The organism is Paenibacillus sp. sgz302148 (genome assembly GCF_056120465.1).
Map to the genome: position 1 here is coordinate 33721 of NZ_JBVYOJ010000016.1, position 16699 is coordinate 50419.

17 protein-coding genes are annotated in these 16699 nt (G+C 50.4%); 12 read left to right on the forward strand and 5 right to left on the reverse strand.

Annotated elements, in window-relative coordinates:
• Window positions 1–330 precede the first annotated feature (330 nt).
• The 3 genes from AC0LWM_RS22345 to AC0LWM_RS22355 all read left to right on the forward strand — a co-directional run bounded on the left by AC0LWM_RS22345 (window position 331) and on the right by AC0LWM_RS22355 (window position 2983).
• Window positions 331–837 carry a methylated-DNA--[protein]-cysteine S-methyltransferase gene (locus AC0LWM_RS22345; protein WP_474677213.1) on the forward strand — a complete coding sequence of 169 codons (507 nt, stop codon included), beginning with the start codon at window positions 331–333 and terminating at the stop codon, window positions 835–837.
• Entirely contained in the window at window positions 834–2279 is a 1446-nt protein-coding gene (locus AC0LWM_RS22350; protein WP_474677214.1) for an MFS transporter, read from the forward strand. Before AC0LWM_RS22345 ends, AC0LWM_RS22350 begins: the two co-directional genes overlap by 4 nt.
• Before the next feature lie 188 nt (window positions 2280–2467).
• On the forward strand, window positions 2468–2983 hold the full coding sequence (locus AC0LWM_RS22355) for a DinB family protein (RefSeq protein ID WP_474677215.1): 516 nt from the start codon (window positions 2468–2470) through the stop codon (window positions 2981–2983).
• Window positions 2984–3187: 204 nt separating this feature from the next.
• Here AC0LWM_RS22355 and AC0LWM_RS22360 read toward each other — a convergent pair whose 3' ends face one another.
• Window positions 3188–5467, reverse strand: coding sequence for a preprotein translocase subunit SecA (locus AC0LWM_RS22360; protein WP_474677216.1), 2280 nt, complete (start codon window positions 5465–5467; stop codon window positions 3188–3190).
• An 89-nt stretch (window positions 5468–5556) separates the two neighbouring features.
• Window positions 5557–5934, reverse strand: a complete 378-nt coding sequence (locus AC0LWM_RS22365) for a VOC family protein (RefSeq protein WP_474677217.1) — start codon at window positions 5932–5934, stop codon at window positions 5557–5559.
• A 190-nt stretch (window positions 5935–6124) separates the two neighbouring features.
• Between AC0LWM_RS22365 and AC0LWM_RS22370 the strand changes: the two genes are divergently transcribed.
• The gene (locus AC0LWM_RS22370) at window positions 6125–6715 is read left to right on the forward strand and encodes a C40 family peptidase (protein ID WP_474677218.1); all 591 of its coding nucleotides are present in this window, start codon (window positions 6125–6127) and stop codon (window positions 6713–6715) included.
• A 174-nt stretch (window positions 6716–6889) separates the two neighbouring features.
• On the opposite strand, the gene AC0LWM_RS22375 is transcribed toward AC0LWM_RS22370, so the two are convergent.
• The gene (locus AC0LWM_RS22375; protein ID WP_474677219.1) at window positions 6890–8104 is read right to left on the reverse strand and encodes an MFS transporter; all 1215 of its coding nucleotides are present in this window, start codon (window positions 8102–8104) and stop codon (window positions 6890–6892) included.
• A 106-nt stretch (window positions 8105–8210) separates the two neighbouring features.
• Entirely contained in the window at window positions 8211–8657 is a 447-nt protein-coding gene (locus AC0LWM_RS22380) for a DUF5946 family protein (RefSeq protein ID WP_474677220.1), read from the reverse strand.
• Between the two features lie 199 nt (window positions 8658–8856).
• On the opposite strand from AC0LWM_RS22380, the gene AC0LWM_RS22385 reads away from it, so the two are divergent.
• From AC0LWM_RS22385 to AC0LWM_RS22415, 7 genes are all read left to right on the forward strand, one after another.
• On the forward strand, window positions 8857–10242 hold the full coding sequence (locus tag AC0LWM_RS22385; RefSeq protein ID WP_474677341.1) for a hypothetical protein: 1386 nt from the start codon (window positions 8857–8859) through the stop codon (window positions 10240–10242).
• Between the two features lie 194 nt (window positions 10243–10436).
• Window positions 10437–10916 carry a DinB family protein gene (locus tag AC0LWM_RS22390; RefSeq protein WP_474677221.1) on the forward strand — a complete coding sequence of 160 codons (480 nt, stop codon included), beginning with the start codon at window positions 10437–10439 and terminating at the stop codon, window positions 10914–10916.
• A 25-nt stretch (window positions 10917–10941) separates the two neighbouring features.
• Window positions 10942–11376 (forward strand): hypothetical protein, encoded by a 435-nt coding sequence (locus tag AC0LWM_RS22395; protein ID WP_474677222.1) that lies wholly within the window; start codon window positions 10942–10944, stop codon window positions 11374–11376.
• Window positions 11377–11809: 433 nt separating this feature from the next.
• On the forward strand, window positions 11810–12130 hold the full coding sequence (gene trxA / locus AC0LWM_RS22400; protein ID WP_474677223.1) for a thioredoxin: 321 nt from the start codon (window positions 11810–11812) through the stop codon (window positions 12128–12130).
• A 71-nt stretch (window positions 12131–12201) separates the two neighbouring features.
• Complete coding sequence (locus tag AC0LWM_RS22405) at window positions 12202–12597, forward strand: RrF2 family transcriptional regulator (protein WP_474677224.1); 396 nt, start codon at window positions 12202–12204, stop codon at window positions 12595–12597.
• A gap of 181 nt (window positions 12598–12778) precedes the next feature.
• Complete coding sequence (locus AC0LWM_RS22410) at window positions 12779–13630, forward strand: AraC family transcriptional regulator (protein WP_474677225.1); 852 nt, start codon at window positions 12779–12781, stop codon at window positions 13628–13630.
• 144 nt (window positions 13631–13774) lie between these two features.
• On the forward strand, window positions 13775–14323 hold the full coding sequence (locus tag AC0LWM_RS22415) for a dihydrofolate reductase family protein (protein ID WP_474677226.1): 549 nt from the start codon (window positions 13775–13777) through the stop codon (window positions 14321–14323).
• A gap of 99 nt (window positions 14324–14422) precedes the next feature.
• Here AC0LWM_RS22415 and AC0LWM_RS22420 read toward each other — a convergent pair whose 3' ends face one another.
• Complete coding sequence (locus tag AC0LWM_RS22420; RefSeq protein ID WP_474677227.1) at window positions 14423–15625, reverse strand: MFS transporter; 1203 nt, start codon at window positions 15623–15625, stop codon at window positions 14423–14425.
• A 241-nt stretch (window positions 15626–15866) separates the two neighbouring features.
• Here AC0LWM_RS22420 and AC0LWM_RS22425 point away from each other — a divergent pair, with 241 nt between their 5' ends.
• Window positions 15867–16553: a VOC family protein gene (locus tag AC0LWM_RS22425; protein WP_474677228.1), complete on the forward strand. Its 687-nt coding sequence runs from the start codon at window positions 15867–15869 to the stop codon at window positions 16551–16553.
• Window positions 16554–16699: the final 146 nt, after the last annotated feature.

Sequence of the window (16699 nt, forward strand, 5' to 3'; positions counted from 1 at the left end):
CGAGAATCCGATCGCGACTGGGGAAGAGTAAGAGCCGAGAGGCCGCGCCGGACGCGGGTTAGAGGGTTGAAGCAGGTTGCTGGTGAGTGACTTGCTGCGGCCCTCTTTGGGCTTTCCGTTCAACAGTCTGCAAACAAGAGGGCGAGGAAAACAGTTACAGGAAACTCGGAGCCAGCCAAAGCAGGGCAGTCGGGTCAGGCGGTTGTAGATGGAATCGTCCGCCTAGCTTACGGTCGTCCACAAACAGGCGCGACGAGTCCTTTTGCATCCATAAAAAATCAATGCTTGATTTTCGGCGGCACTATTTTCCAGAGTCGGTATAATCAAATTATGGCCGATATCAAACTCGTATATTACCAGGCCCTTATCGATAGGAAATCCGAATACGAAGGTATCTTCTATGTCGGCGTGAAGACAACCGGCGTGTTCTGCCGACCGACATGTCCGGCAAGAAAACCCAAATTTGAGAACTGCGATTTTTACGAAACGGCTAAGGAATGCCTTCAGGCATCATTCCGGCCCTGCCAACGATGCCTTCCGCTGTCTCCATTAAGACTATTGGGATCGCCATTTCAGAAGAAAGTATGGGAACAATTGCGGGAGATTGCACCGGGTCAGACAGCTTCATATGCCGACATTGCCGCGGTGATTGGAAAGCCGGGAGCTTATCGCGCAGTGGCCCAGGCGAATGGCGCCAACCAACTGGCGATCGTGATTCCATGTCACCGCGTTATCAACTCAAACGGCGAACTGGGTGGTTATGGAGGAGGATTATCGCGAAAACAATGGCAGCTTGGCCATGAGAAGAAAGGTTCGGAGGAGGCGCAAACAAGATGATAACAGTTTTGCAATCGAGCAAATGGTCCGTTTTATTCGTGGTCGCGCTTGTTTCGTTTATTACCAATCTAGACGCAACGATTGTGGTCACCGGCCTGCCGCCGCTCATGGAGGATTTGCGCCTTTCCATCGGCACGGGGATGTGGACAATCACTTCATTCTACATTACTAGCACCGTTTTCCTGCTTCCTTCCGGCCGTTGGTCGGATATGTTCGGAGCGAGACGCATTTTTCTATGGGGTTTCGCTTTGTTCACGCTTGCTACCGCGTTCTGCGGCATGGCCGACTCCGGCGCAGTGCTGATTGCAGCTCGCCTGCTTCAAGGTATCGGCGCCGCTATGGCGATGGCGGCATCCACTCCGATCTTGATACGGACATTTCCGAGCCATGAACTCGGGGTTGCTCTCGGCATCAACAACATCGCTTGGGTGACGGGCTCACTCATCGGCCCCGTTGTCGGGGGCGCACTAATTGGCGAGTTCGGATGGCGCTCTATGTTCTACTCGGTCGTTCCGATCGGCGTTTTCGGCTTGGCCGCCGGCATGTTCTTTTTAAGGGACACTTTTGCGGGTGAGAAGGCCAGGACTGACTGGCCCGGCATATTGACGTTTGGTCCGGGTTTGACCGCCCTGCTCATAGCCTTGTCCGAGGGGCAAGCATGGGGATGGGCGTCGGGAAGGACACTTGGGCTGTTTGCACTAGCGCTGCTTCTATGGATTGCGTTTGTAATCATTGAGATGAAGGCTCGGTATCCATTATTTCACCTCAGCCTCTTTGCTTATCGGCACTATTGTATAGGGCTCGGAATCACGATGAGCTACTGTATCGGATATTTTGCTGTCACCATTCTTCTGATGTTGTATTTGCAAGGTGCTCAAAATCTCAGTCCATGGGAAGCGGGACTCCTGCTGATCCCGCTATCAGTTCCCCAGTTATTCACAGCTCCATTCGGAGGTAGGTTGGCCGACCGTTTCGGCCCAGCAAGAATGATTCTGCTCGGGTCGCTTCTGATCGGTCTCGCTCTCCTGATGCTAGGGCAGTTAGGTCCCGAGCTTTCGAATATGGCTGTTATTATCCCGCTGACGATCATTTCTGCCGCTACGGGACTTTCCTGGCCGTCACTTGCGAAAGCAGTGCTGTCAGCCGCTCCGCAAGAGCAAGCAGGTTCCGCATCCGGCATGTTCTGGACCGTATACAACATGTGCCGGGCAATCAGTCAGGCGCTTGCGTTGGCTATTGTACAGATAGTCGCCAAGTCCGATGTCGCTTCACAGCTGTTATCCGGGGCCGGAGTTGAAGAATGGGGGCAATCGAAGGACATTCTGATTCGTGCTACGAACACCGGTTTCCGGTTCTTCGCATTATTTCTCGCGCTCGCGGTCATCCTCGGACTATTTCTGCTGCGGCCACAACAGAAGGGCGGAAGCGAGTCACGAGCATAAGTACCCCTACTTTTTAACGTTGGAACTATTAGAGTATCATGTAGCCTGAGAGCCGTGACGGCTTGTTGTGTATGTCCGTATTCAACAAGAAGTCAAGGATGAGTTTTCGGGGTGGCTTTTTCTTTATAGATGATTACGATTTGGTAGTGGTATATAATGAAATAAAACGGTGAAAGAAGGGATATCACATGTTAATTCGTCCTTCGAAAGAGGAGTATGTTGCTCATTTTGGACGATATGTAGATTTGGTCCCGGAAAGGGAGATCCGCGATGTGCTGGAGCAATCCCTCAAGACGACTGCAGAGTTGTATGCAACCTTTACGGAAGACCGGGGCAGTTACCGTTACACGCCTGAAAAATGGAGCCTGAAGCAAGTGCTCGGCCATGTGACAGACAATGAAAGGATTATGAGCTATCGAGCGCTTCGGATTGCTAGAGGGGACCGAACGCAGCTAGCCGGATACGACGAGAATGTGCTCATGAGCAACGCGTCGTTCGATGAAATGCCGCTAACCGCTATCGTGGATGATTATGTGGCCGTGCGACGCGCAACGTTCACCTTACTAAACGGAATTTCCGATGAGGCATGGACGAGAATGGGTGTGGTGAACGGTAATGAAACGTCTGCACGAGCATGGATTTACATACTTGCTGGCCATGAGCTTCACCATCTGAACGTAATCCGAGAACGGTACTTGATATAAAGGAAATGACCATGGATACTGGAATCCATGTAGACGGCTACCGCTTGGGTTGTACGCGGGTTGGAGCGACTGGATTAGCTATGAGGAGAATCCGGTAGCAGTGGAGGAAGAGTGAGAGAGGAAAGACGAATAGCGGGATACGAAAGATAAAATACATCGCCGTGTGGCCCGAGGGCTTGGGCGATGTATTTTTTATGCTACGCTTCATTCAAATTTCGACAACCTGAATACCGGCCTTATAATTTTGCGAAGCCAATAAGCGAATACCGTCATTGGGGTCCATGAGCTGCGTTTCTTCTCGATGTATTGATCGTTGATAATATAAGTCCGAGTGGAAGTAGGGCTCTTCAGCCCGAACTCTTCCCACTTCGCCGGATCATTCGAACCTCCGAGCCTTGCGAGCATATTCGCCGACTCACTATTTATTTTAGCCGGAATTTGCTCGTATGCTTCAATGATTTGCGCATGAAATTCTTCGATCGGATTACGGCTAGCAAGGCTCTCCAAGTGGATGCCTTCTCGAATGTACGAAACGTATGCCAGATGGTCCGCCCAGAACTCGTCGATATAAAAAAGCCGTACCCGCTGCTCCGAAGGGCTCATCGGTGTCTCGCCTTTCAAAATTCCGAGCCGCTCCTCGTATAGAATACGCCTCTGTTCCTCCACCATATCCGAATAACAGTTCAGTTCCTGGCGGATATGGAAGTTTTGGCCCATAATAACGCGCTGAATATGCGAGATTTTGCTGCGGAGCACCGACTCTTCGAGAGCCTCGTCCTGCCTAAGAACGCGAATCGCTTTATCGATGCCGAACTGAAGCATCAACTCGTCCTCCAAGCTTACGAAAAATACGGAAGCTCCCGGGTCGCCTTGGCGGCCGGAACGCCCGCGCAGTTGGTCGTCGATCCGCACGCTTTCGTTCACATGCGTACCGATCACGTACAACCCGCCCAGCTTGGCGACAACTTCTGCTTGCGCGGGGTTGCCGCCGCCGAGCCGAATGTCGACGCCGCGTCCCGCCATATTCGTAGATACCGTGACGGCGCCGATTTCCCCTGCTTTGGCGATGATCTCGGCTTCTTCTGCGTCGTTCTTCGCATTCAGAACATGGCAAGGTACGTCGGCAATCGATAGAGCCTCCGCCAGCATGTCGGACTCCCCGACGCTTGACGTACCAATGAGAATTGGACGTCCCGTCGCATGGACGGACGAGATTTCTTGTACAAGCGCCTTAAGTTTAGCTTCTTTATGAGTATAAATCCGGTGCGGATGGTCGATCCGTATGTTTGGCCGGTTCGGCGGAATTTGCACGACCTGCAGCTTATAAATATCTTCGAATTCCATTGCGGATGCGTGAGCGGTAGCCGTCATTCCGCAAATCTTCGGATATAGGCTAAGGAAGTGTTGAAGGGTGATCGTCCCGAGAATTTTCCCGCCGGCTTTCGACTGCAGCCCTTCTTTGGCCGCGAGCGCGGCTTGCAGCCTGTCCGGCAAATGCCTGTTCTCCGCCACGCGGCCGGTATATTCGTCGATCAGCTCGATTTTACCGTCCCGGACGATGTAATCGACGTCTTTTTTCAATAACGATTCCACATGCAGCGCGCAATTTAACGACGATAACAAATGACTATTATGGCTTTCGTACAAATTGCCGCATCCCAGCAGCGACTCCGCTTTCGCAGAGCCCGCTTCATTCAAGTAAACGTTCCGCTGGAACTCGTCGAAGTCGTAATGCTCATCTTGCTCGAGCTGCCGAGCCACTTCTGCGAAACGAATGCCGTCGTTGCTGGAAGAGCCCGACTCGCCGGCGATGACCAGCGGCACCCGCGCTTCATCGAGAAGCAGTGAATCCGCTTCGTCGACGATGACATAGTGGAAAGGACGATGCACGGTATCGGCTTCGTTTAGTGCGATCGTGTCGCGCAAATAATCGAATCCCGCCTCTTTGGCCGTAACATAGGTTATATCCGCGGCGTACGCTTCTCGTTTCTCGGACGAGCTCATGCCCGCTTGAACCGAGTTTACCGTTAACCCGAGGAAACGATAGATCGGGCCCATCCACTCCGCATCTCGATTCGCCAAATAATCGTTAAAAGTCAGTACATGAACGCCTTCGCCTGTCAGCGCATTTAGATAAGCAGGCATAACAGCAGAGAGTGTTTTTCCTTCACCGGTATGCTGCTCGATCAAAAATCTCTCGTGCAGAGCGATGGCAGCCATGATCTGGACATCGTAAGGCTGTAATCCGAGCTTTCTCTTCGCTGCCTCGCAGACTAAAGCATAAGCATCGACAAGCAGCTCTTCCAAAGGCGTACCCGATTTTGCTTCTTTTTGCAGCCGGAGGGATTCCGCTTGAAGCTGCCCATCGTCCCATGCTTCCAAATTCCGTTTCCTGATGAGCTTCGCTTTGTCCTGATAGACTTTCAGCTTATTCTGGGTATCGCGGTCTTTGAATTTTTGCATCATCTTGACGGCTATATTCATAGGAATTTGATCTCCCCTCGGTTAAAGAAAGAATTTAAAGAGTCGACCCCACACGGTCGACTCTTTTTTTGTTGGCGGAGACGCAGCGGTCACCCTCTCCACACGCATATGCGATTGTCGTCCGGGTCGTTGAGATAGAAGCACCACGGCTTGCCGTCCTCATGCGCCCATTGGATGTCGCCGACTTCGACTCCGTTGTCTTTAATTTTCTTATGCAGTGCTTCCATATCGTTCATATCGACGATGAATCCGACTTGCTCGTGTAGTCCGCCATGCGAATACTGATTCCTCTTGATTTCGCCCATCGCTTTATTGATGAAAAATTTAACTCCTGAAGTCGTCTCCAACATCGCGAAATCGATACCGTTGCTTGCCCCGGTCGCGTTGAAGCCGAAATTGTCTTGATACCACTTGATGGATCGTTCCATATCGGTCGATAGCAATTCGATATACGTTGCCTTGATCAAAGGGACTCCTCCAATTTGCTGAAATCCAAAATTTTCTAGAGTATACCACAATCTACTACGATCGTATAGACTGCTATAGGCAAAAATGAAATAACCTTCTTAATATGAGGCTGCTCGTTCCGCTACGTTTTTTACCCGCCGGAATAAAGATTCCCTCAGTCATGAATACTATCCAACAGGAGGGAAGGATATGGGAAAAAACATATGGGTCACATTGGTTTTCTGTGCGTTTATCGCCGGGGGATTGGGCGCTTGTTCAAACAAGGGGCCCGGATCGCAAGGAAAAGGCGGGGACAAGCCGTATGCGATTCAGGAAGAAAGGCGCTTGAGCATCAAACAACAACAAGGTACCGGACAGTGGAGAAGTATCGCTGACTCGATCATCGCCGAAGGGATGCAATATTTGGGAACCGACTATGTATACGGAGCAGAGCGGTTCAACGACAAAACGTTCGATTGCTCCTCTTACGTCCAGTTCCTCTACAATAAACATGGCATTGCGTTAGGATATAACGCGCGAGAGCAGGCCCTGCAAGGCATCGAAGTTCCGTTTATCAATTTGCGCAAGGGGGATCTGATGTTTTTTTCCGATGAAGATTTCCCGAACGAAACAGGATTGAACAAAGTACGGCACGTCGGCATTTATATGGGCGACGGCAAAATTCTTCATACGTATGAACCCGGAATCGGGGTAGTCGTCAGCAATATTCATCATGACGAGAAGGAAGGGGAATATTGGTACCAAAATTATTTGTTTGCCAAGAGGGTCATTCCGGATTAACAACGAATCCACAATAACGCAAAATGACAAGAAAAAAAACCAGCCGGACACAACGTGCCGATTGGTTTTTTTTCGTCGAACCATATGCATCGATGTTTATTCTTGATGCTCAAAAGTGAAGCCATTTCGGCGGTTCTAAAATCGCCATGCGCCAATTAGGACGGCGCCAGCCGTTTATCTTTGTCTGAGACGTTTCCGGTGTTGCGCTCCTCCTATCGTAAACAAAATTCCGATGACTGTCACGAGTGAAGCGACCCAAGGTACGGCAGGAAGCCCTCCTGCAAAACCCGTATCAATGACAATCCCCCCGATATAGGCGCCAAGCGCATTGCCCAGATTAAAGGCCGCGATGTTCAATGTCGAGGCGAGTGTAGGGGCTTCCTTGGCTGTGTTCAGCATGTGCAGCTGCAGACCCGGGACGGTGCCAAATGCTGCGACCCCCAATGCGAATACGGTGATCAAGGTGAGGATCTTATTTTGATCGGTGAAACTAAATACGGCGAGTACGATCGCCAGCGCGACAAGGATTCCGAGCAGGGAGGGGAATAAGCTGCGGTCCGCCAATTTTCCTCCGTAAATATTACCGATGGTAATCCCCAAGCCGAATAGGACAAGGATGTATGAAACAGAGCCAGGAGAGAAGCCCGTGATATCCACCAGGATTGGCGAGATGTACGTAAAAGCTGTAAATACGCCGCCAAACCCGAATATGGTCATTAACAGCGCGATATGAACCGCCGGGCGTTTGAGCACCCCGAGCTCTGTCCGCAGACTGGATGCTGCGCTCGCGACCTTCGGGACGAGTATGAGAATCCCGAGCAGCGCGATGATTCCAATCATCGTGATCGCCCAAAAGGTGGAGCGCCAGCCGTACGCTTGTCCCAGAAACGTTCCAAACGGCACTCCCAAAATATTAGCCAGCGTTAGTCCTGTAAACATGATGGCGATGGCACCTGCGCGCTTTTCCTTGGGAACCAGCTCCGCGGCAATGACCGAGCCGACCCCGAAGAACGATCCGTGGGTAAGTGCAGCCAAGATGCGAGCCAGCATCAAAACCGAATAATTCGGTGCGAGAGCGGCAAGCGCATTTCCCGCGATAAATAAAATCATGAGCAATAATAAAAGTGCTTTACGCGGCATTTTATGGGTCGCCATTGTGATGAAGGGAGCGCCGATCGCAACGCCCAAAGCATACCCCGTAATAAGGAAGCCAGCCATGGGGATAGAAACGTTCAGACTGGTCGCCACTTCGGAGAGCAACCCCATAATGATGAATTCCGTCATCCCGATAGCAAATGCCCCGAGTGTGAGCGCGTATAGGGCGAGAGTTGATCCTTTGTGATTCACCTGATTTTGTTCAAGGTGACGGGCCATATTCTCCGTTGTCATGGTAGAGATTCGCCATCCTTTGGTATGAAGATGATGAGTATTGTTTTCCCATCTATATTGCCTCCTATACTTTTGAGTTTAAGCACTTGGCCTTTTGTTGGCCGATTTATTGCAGTTCGCTTCTTATCCGTTCTTTCCATTTCATAATGTTGGCGATCGCATTTTTTTCGCCGCCTGCGTAAATGTCTTCAATTGTCATTGACCAACATTTAAGTTTTCGTTTCCTGTCCTGATTTGGGGTGGGATTTGTTATTTTATCTACTTTGGTTATTAACTCTCGATTTCTCTTAAGAATATACGAATTGTCCCAATTATGATCATAAGCTTCTTTAAATAATTGAACCAAATAGCGGTAGCCTTCCTCCGTATAATTTGAAGGATGTTGGATCATATAACAGGAAACAAGCCAAAAATGCAAAGCATATAACTCCGGATCATGGTGCTCCCAAACAAGGGGGAAACCGAATAGTTCGAAGCAAGAAAATCCATCTATCCCCTTAGCCCCGCATTCAATACATATTCCCGACTCCATAATCGTGCTATGATCAACCACTTTGGATTCCCCCTTTAGGAATTAGAATAAGGCTTAACGCTACGTAAATGTCAACGCGGAATATACATATGGTTAAAAACTCGTACAATCGATAACGATAAGCCCCATTAATTACCTGCCTATGTTAATATGAAGGTAGCCTGCAAACGAGAACCTGTTGGACGGTCTCGGGAAATGGAGAACAATCGGCTTGATTTTTATGCAGCTCATTTATTTCGGACTTATGTTCTGGTTCGGCTTATATATGGTGAATCGGGATGCCAGGAACGTTCGGCTAGTGCTCGGCGGTTTAGGCGCATTGGTGTGCTCGCTCGGTTTCGGGGCGGCCGTCTTGCAGCCTTATAGCCAAGGAGCCGAGCTTCCTATTGAGACGGCGCTTGGCAAGGTGCGTGACATCTGCAGTTATCTGCCTTTGGTTTTGTGGCAAGGCGCCGTACTATCGGCATCCTCCGAATCGGAGCCCAAACGCAACCTATTATGGCCGTTATGGAAGTATGGGGTAACGGTATTGGCACTCGGAAGCGCGATTTGGCTCGCCATCGTCACGAATCCGGACATGTACGGCATTTCATACAAAGCCACGGTTTATATGCTTCTATTCCTGTTTACTGCGCTTTCCTTATGGGGGGCTGTATCCGATGAGACGAAGCGGCCGATTGCCTTCTATGTCTTCCGTTATGCGCCGCTTCTTGTATTTGTTTGCATGACGGCCTTGAACCTTTTGGTCCCGGGTGACGTTTCGAATAAATGGATGCTTATGGCAAACGGTGCCGGAATGCTGCTGTTCGGGGTATACACGGTGATCAAGGAAATTAGGGAGCAAGGGGAGTCCTGGCTGCCCGATTTGTTTCGGTCGTTCGATTACTCGGTCTTTTTTACGCTTATCTTTTCCGGGCAGGTCGCGCTTGTTATTTGGCTTGGAACGGGCACGGGCTTCGATTTGACGACGCTATCGTTATTGATGGTCAGCGTAATGGTGTCCATTGCGTTCCAGGTGTTCGTGTATCCGATTCGGGCACTGCTAGACAGCATCGCTTTGATGATGTTCCCGAAGCTGCGCACGGAACGATCCAAGCTGCGTTTGGTCGAAAGCGTACAAGTTCGGATCGATGAAGAATCGAAGCCGGAGGAAATGGACGACGAGGAGCTTTACCGCCATATTCGGCGCGCGCTTAGCAACTTGGGCAACCTGGAGCGGTTGGCGTCCAGTCCGCTCACGCAATTTAAGTTTATTGACGAGAGGCTTCGGCAGCGCAGCGCGGCCGATGGCTTGCTGGAACGTGCCAACGAGCTGAAGTCTCTGCTGATCGAAAATATTAGGCAAATGAAGCCGCGCCAAGAGGAACCGTTCGGCACGACGGACGAATGGAAATTTTACAATGCCTTGCATTTCCCTTACGTGGTTGGCATTAAGCCATACAGCGTACGTTATTCGGATGATCAATTGGACGCCCCTTCGAAAGATGCCTTGGAGTGGTTCCGTACCTATGTTCCCGAACGTACCTGCTACAATTGGCAGAATGCCGGCGCGCGTCTTATCGCGACAAGTCTGAAAGAGAAAAATGCCCTTAGCAAGGCGCAATAACGATCACACGAAATGGCGGTTGTTTCCTGGCGATTATGCGGGAGGCATCCGCTGTTTTTTTGAAACTGAGCTGAATTGCCCGAAAAAAACGCAAGACTGGCACCATTCGGCAGTGAAAAGCATGGTTTTGGCAGTCGTTTGCGGGCTAATCTCGGTGTTGTCAGGACGCAATTAACCATTAGGAGGAATGTAAAATGTCTCAAGCCAGCATTCAAACCGCACAAGCAGCACGTCAATTGGTGATCGGATCGATACATGCGATTCCGGAAGAAATTTACGATACGATGCCTGCAGGATTCAACAATACGATTCGTTGGAACGCCGGTCATATCGTTACGATGTTGAATTGGTTTCTCTCCGCAGGCCCGGCGTTGAATACGAAGCTGCCGGAAAGCTATGCCGGCTTATTCATGACCGGAACGAAACCGGCGGATTGGACCGCCGCGCCTCCGTCGAAGGGAGAGCTGATTCAATACTTATCCGCTCAGCTTGACGAACTGTCCCAGGTAGATCCGGAGGCGTTGAACATGCCGTTGAACACGCCGTTCGAAATGGGGCCGCTGAAGTTCGAGACGACGGGCGAGCTGTTTAACTTCGCGTTCATCCACGAAGCGCTTCATTTGGGGGTCATCTTATCGCAGGTGAAGGCCGTTCAAGGGGGCAATCAAGCTTGAGCCCAACGAGAGAGGTGTTCAAAAAATGAAACCCAATGAAGCACTCAAGCCGGCAGGAGAAACTTTCATACGCAAAGTTCTGCTGACGAATGCCGTATCGTCAGGGGCATGCGGTCTGCTGCTGCTGTTCCTTTCCGGTTACGTCGCCGAATGGACGGGACTGGGCAGCAGATCAGCTTTGGTCGAAACGGGGATTTTCCTGCTCGCGGTCGTCGCATTCCTCGTTTGGACCGCATCCAGAAGCATTGTTTCTCCAGGAGCCGTGCTGTTTATTGCCGTGCTCGACTTCCTTTGGGTCGTCGGCAGTATACTTCTGCTGGAGGATCAGGGCACTACGTCGATGATGACCGTTTTCGGCATATGGGCGGTCGTTCTGGTCGCTGCGGTCGTAGGCGTATTCGGGATTTTTGAAGCGATCTATTGCTGGCGCAACCGTTCTTTCGGCAAAGCGATCCGGTAAGGTTTCGAGGGCGGGGGTTGGAGGGCTGTGACAGATTGCCGAATGGCGAAATGTTGCAGCCCTTTTTGTAACCGGGGTAGCGATTGTCAAACAATTAATCACTTAAGCCAGAACAATGCGATACTTGACATCATTTAAATACAGGGATATTATAGACAATAAATATCCACGATATAATCAAAAAAATGTTAACGTGCTTATACCAACCATGGATGCCCATTGCAAGTGCTTAACAATCACGGGTTTCGAGTTGTTTTGCTTTAATCGTGGATATAGAGGGTCTTCAAAATCCCCAAAATGAATGAAAAACGTGATTATCCAAATTTTAGGCGAATTGCTTGCGAGGAGGTGATGAAATACCCGTCGGTTTTTCCTAAGCAAGACGAACAATCCATTTTATATGAAAACAGAAGACGAATTGGAGGAGAGTTACATGACCATTTGCCATACGACAGATTCCACCTTTAAACAGGATTTGCTGAGCGAAGGGTTTACGTTAGTCAATTTTTGGGCGCCATGGTGCGGGCCGTGCCGCATGTTCGGTTCCGTACTGGAAGCATTTGACCGGGAATATAGCAATGAAGTGAGGGTCCTCAAAGTAAACGTAGATGAATATACCGGCACTGCCGCCCATTTTGGAATTCTGAGCATTCCGACGACCATTCTGTTCAAAAATGGTGAACCGATCGACAAGCTAAACGGAGCGGTACGTATCGAGGAATTGAAACAATTCATAGCCGACAAAAAAAAATAGCGCACCTTTACTTGCTTTTTTGCCGATTCGACTTTATTATGGATAATCAAAGTCCACAATAGAGGTGTGCCATGAAATTTTCGCAAGCAACCGACTATGCGCTCCATGCAATGCTTTTTTTGGTGACCGAAGCGCCGGACAAACCGGTGAGCGTCCAGTTTTTGGCCGAGAAACTCGGCGTTTCTCAAACCTATCTATCCAAAATGCTGACCAAATTGGTCAAAGCAGGGTTAATCCACTCCGTATCGGGCGCGAATGGCGGATACCGGCTCAAGCGCAATCAAGACGATATCTCCTTCCTGGATGTCATTCATGCGATCGAAGGCACCGCCTCCCTGTTTGAATGCAGCTTCAATCATGGCAGCGAATGTCTGATCCAGCAAGTTGTGATAGACGCGGAACGGCAGATGGAGCAGTTCCTGAGGAGCAAAAAAATTTCCGAGTTGGCGAGTCAAATCAAACGGTAACGAAATCATACGGTGCCTAAACTAATGCCGCGCTGGACGCGGGTTTTTGCCATCGGGAGTCGTGTTCGCGCACGGCTCTTTTTTTGTGCGGATGATCGGGCGACCTTGCATTATTGTGCATGGAATGCACGGATCCGGGATTCCCATTGATCTATATTGAATTTGGAAAGGATGATCGCGAATGGATTGGGTCGAAAGAATGAACCGGGCAATCGGCTACATTGAAGATCATTTGGCAGGCGATGTTGATTACGAAGAGGCGGCAAAAGCCGCGTGCTGCTCGGTGTACCATTTTCAACGCATGTTCTCGTTTATTACGGATGTTTCCTTATCGGAATATGTGAGACGGCGGCGATTGACGTTAGCGGCTTTTGAACTGCAAAACAGCGATATCAAAGTGATTGATCTCGCGCTCAAATATGGATACGATTCGCCGGAATCGTTCACCCGCGCGTTTCAAAATTTGCACGGCACGACGCCGACCGCCGCACGGAACGCCGGTACAAAGCTCAAGGCCTATTCACGCATGTCCTTCCAAATCTCAATCAAAGGAGTTGCGGAAATGAATTACAGGATCGAACAATTAAAAGGATTTTCCGTTGTGGGCGTGCAAGAACGGGTTCGCACGACCGGTGCCTCCGCTACTGTTCCTCGCTTGTGGGCCGATGCCATGAATGAAGGACTTTTCGAGAAGCTATGGGACATGCGGAAATCCGACCACAACATCAGAGGGATTTTGGGTGTATGTGCGGACGGCGATCATGGCAGAAATGAAGAGTTCCATTACGTGATGTCCATTGTGTCGGAGCATTCGCCGCCGGAAGGAATGGTCAAAAGGGACTTCACGGAAGCGACTTGGGCCGTATTCGAAGCAGAGGGCGGGCCGGAAGGCATCGGGGAGCTATGGAAACGGTTGTATACTGAATGGGTTCCGACCTCAGCCTATGATCTCGCATATTTACCCGCTATTGAATGTTATTTGCCGCCGGAAGAAAATAAAAACGAGTTGTGGGTGGCGGTTGTTAAAAAATAATGACGCATAGCCAACAGGCTGCAACAATCATGTTGCGGCCTTTCTTTTGCGGGTGAGGAAGAGACAGCAGTCGAAAAGAAACCAGATGATTCAGTTTGATCTATAATCAAAATATCCTTATTTTATATTAAGCAGGTGAAAAAAGTGAAAAAGCTGATTGTTCAAGAAATAGTTTCGCTTGACGGTTTCTTTGCAGGTCCTGACGGAGAAATTGATTGGCATCGCGCGGACGACGAATATGGCGAATATGCCAAAGAGTTTCTTGACTCCGTAGACACGCTGTTATTCGGAAGAGTTACTTACCAGCTTATGAGAAGCTATTGGCCGACGGCAACTGGCGGCATTGCCGACATGATGAATACGTTGCCTAAGATTGTTTTTACAAAAACATTAGAGGAAGTAGATTGGCAAAATACCAGGCTGGTAAAAGAAAATGTTGTTGAAGAAATTGTACATCTTAAGCATCAGCCGGGTAAAGACCTGGCGATATTGGGAAGTGCCGACCTCGCTTCTTATTTATTGAAAGCAGGACTCATTGACGAATATCATATTACCGTTGTACCCATTGTCTTAGGCAGCGGCAAGCCTTTGTTCAAGGACATTCAGGATCGAGTGAACATGAAACTTCTTAAATCAAATGTGCTTCGTTCCGGGAGTATGCAACTTCATTACCAACCGCTTGGCGTAGTATAAAATGTGAGCGGCTGCAAACAACCGCGGAACACGATATAAGGGCTACGACGACTGCCGGATAACAAGTCGCCATAGTCCTTTTATTGATAGCGTTAATGTTTAAGCACTTATATCTTTCATTGCCTTAGCGTCTTTGCGGTCCTGGAGCTTCAGCGTGCCGGCCGTGATGATGAGCAGCAGCCCGTTCAGCGCGAAGACGAAGGGGATCGGCACCCAGCCACCCAGCGCCCCGCCGGCAATCGGCCCCATCATCGTGCCGAGCTGATTGGCGGACTGGTTCAGGCTGAAGGCCCTGCCGCGAAACTCGGGCGTCGTCGCTTTGACGATCAGCGCGTTAAGCGAAGGATATACCGCCGCAAAGAACAGCCCGTATACGAAGCGCAGCACGCCGAAGAGGGCGACCTGATGGAATAAAATTTGCAGCAGGTTGCCGATTCCGCCGCCCAGCAGCCCGATCATGAGCGTTTTGCGGTACCCGATACGCTGGCCGATTTTACCCCACCGCGGGGCTGCAAGCACGGTTGCGATGCCGACGGCGGAGAAAATAATGCCCGAGCTCAGCGACGCATCGCCGTGGGAGACGCCCATATCGAGCACGTAGATCGTCAGCAGCGGCTCCAGCAGCATGACGGAGGCGCTGATGACGAGCACGGTGAACAGCTGACGGCGCAAGGGACGATTCGCCGCCGCTTCTTTAAGGTCGTTAACCACATGGGAGCGCACGCGGCTCTTGTCGAACTTCTCTTCCTTGATGCCGATCCAGGCGATCAACGCTGCGATCAGCACGACGGCACCGGACAGCAGGAAGGTGTCCCGATAGCCGAGATACCGGCTGACGACCCCGCCGACCATCGGCCCGATAATGCTGCCCGCCGCACTGGCGGTTGCCATAATGCCAAGCGCGTGGCCGACTTTATTTTCCGGCGTATTCGTGCCGACAAGCGCGATCGCGGCGGGGACGTAACCGGCGAGCAGGCCGGATAATATACGCACGGCGATAAGTTCATACGGGTTCTGCACGAGCGAGGTCAGCACATAGATGAAGCACAAGGCGAACCCCGACCGGAGCAGCATCGGCTTGCGGCCATACTTGTCCGACAAGGAGCCCCAGAATGGGGCGATCAAGGCGCTCGCGAGGAACGTGATGCCAAAAGAGAGTCCGGACCAAAACGATAAATTCGAATTCACATGAAGATCGCTGCTAATAAACAGCGAAAGGAAAGGCACCGACATCGAAAACGCCGAGCTGCAGAAAAAAACGCCCAGCCACAGCACATACAAATTTCGTTTCCAGGGTTCCATCATGTCACATCCATTCATAATCTGCACGGTCAAAGCGAGTCGTTACGTATTGTACCATGTTTCAAAAGTCCGGAACGTTCCACGACGGCTCGAAAATCGGCAAATCCGACCGATATGCGAAAAGGTTGCCTGGTATATTCGATTTTCCTTGGTTTTTGACCATGGTTCATATAAAGGACTTACAATCATGACGTCGAATTAGCTTTTTAGATTGTTATGGGGCCGTTGGAAGGGGGATGCCATGGAATCGGATAAACAGCTGGTTGAGGCGGCCGTTCAAGGGGACACGGAAATCGAGAACCTGGTGTTAAAGCAAGAAAAGCCTGTCGTAAGCGGAGTTGTCTGCGTGTTCATTCATGTGAGGGATGTAGCTAAATCGAAAAAATGGTACTTGGACCATTTGGGTATCGATTTTGATCAGGAAGGGCCGAATTGCGGGTCGATTAATTTGGGGTTGTGGCCGCACCCTGACCCGGAGCCGTCGAAGCAGCCTCTATTCGTGCTGGATACCCCCGATCTGGCGGAAACTTACCGGATCATGAAAGAAAATGGCGTTAATGTGCTGGGAGAAATCAATTGGTATTGTAGGTCATTTGATTTCACCGACCCGGACGGCAATGTGATTGCCATGTGGCAGCGGGACGAGGAAGCGGTCCTGAATCTTCGTGGCGTTCAATCGTCCGAGCAATTGCATCAACTGATCAAAAATCGGCTGTATCTCAAAAGCTCGTACCACCACGATTGGGAATCTTTCGAGGAAATTTTGTTATCTTGCCGTACGATTAGCCAAAGGCGCATCGTTGTGAAAGGATGGGAGACATTCCAAAGCACGCTGCCGGACGAAGCCAAAACGATGGTCGATCTGATCACGAAACACAACTCCCGTTATCCGACCCATCAGTGGACGCTGGAGGTACGGGAGGACTAGTGGGCAATAGCTAGGGCTATAACAGCGCTAGAAGGACTATTGTTTTCGCGAAAAGAAAAGAGGCCGCGTCTGCCTCCGAATGGGCTGTGATGGTTTGCCGAAAGGCAGGCTGATCACGGCCTTTTGCATGCAATAAGAGGACGATA

What these genes read in the sequence shown, in the direction of transcription:
- AC0LWM_RS22345 (WP_474677213.1), top strand. Translation starts at nt 331, where the DNA reads ATGGCCGATATCAAACTCGTATATTACCAGGCCCTTATCGATAGGAAA.
- AC0LWM_RS22350 (WP_474677214.1), top strand. Translation starts at nt 834, where the DNA reads ATGATAACAGTTTTGCAATCGAGCAAATGGTCCGTTTTATTCGTGGTC.
- AC0LWM_RS22355 (WP_474677215.1), top strand. Translation starts at nt 2,468, where the DNA reads ATGTTAATTCGTCCTTCGAAAGAGGAGTATGTTGCTCATTTTGGACGA.
- AC0LWM_RS22360 (WP_474677216.1), bottom strand. Translation starts at nt 5,467, where the DNA reads ATGAATATAGCCGTCAAGATGATGCAAAAATTCAAAGACCGCGATACC.
- AC0LWM_RS22370 (WP_474677218.1), top strand. Translation starts at nt 6,125, where the DNA reads ATGGGAAAAAACATATGGGTCACATTGGTTTTCTGTGCGTTTATCGCC.
- AC0LWM_RS22375 (WP_474677219.1), bottom strand. Translation starts at nt 8,104, where the DNA reads ATGACAACGGAGAATATGGCCCGTCACCTTGAACAAAATCAGGTGAAT.
- AC0LWM_RS22385 (WP_474677341.1), top strand. Translation starts at nt 8,857, where the DNA reads ATGCAGCTCATTTATTTCGGACTTATGTTCTGGTTCGGCTTATATATG.
- AC0LWM_RS22390 (WP_474677221.1), top strand. Translation starts at nt 10,437, where the DNA reads ATGTCTCAAGCCAGCATTCAAACCGCACAAGCAGCACGTCAATTGGTG.
- AC0LWM_RS22395 (WP_474677222.1), top strand. Translation starts at nt 10,942, where the DNA reads ATGAAACCCAATGAAGCACTCAAGCCGGCAGGAGAAACTTTCATACGC.
- trxA (WP_474677223.1), top strand. Translation starts at nt 11,810, where the DNA reads ATGACCATTTGCCATACGACAGATTCCACCTTTAAACAGGATTTGCTG.
- AC0LWM_RS22405 (WP_474677224.1), top strand. Translation starts at nt 12,202, where the DNA reads ATGAAATTTTCGCAAGCAACCGACTATGCGCTCCATGCAATGCTTTTT.
- AC0LWM_RS22410 (WP_474677225.1), top strand. Translation starts at nt 12,779, where the DNA reads ATGGATTGGGTCGAAAGAATGAACCGGGCAATCGGCTACATTGAAGAT.
- AC0LWM_RS22420 (WP_474677227.1), bottom strand. Translation starts at nt 15,625, where the DNA reads ATGGAACCCTGGAAACGAAATTTGTATGTGCTGTGGCTGGGCGTTTTT.
- AC0LWM_RS22425 (WP_474677228.1), top strand. Translation starts at nt 15,867, where the DNA reads ATGGAATCGGATAAACAGCTGGTTGAGGCGGCCGTTCAAGGGGACACG.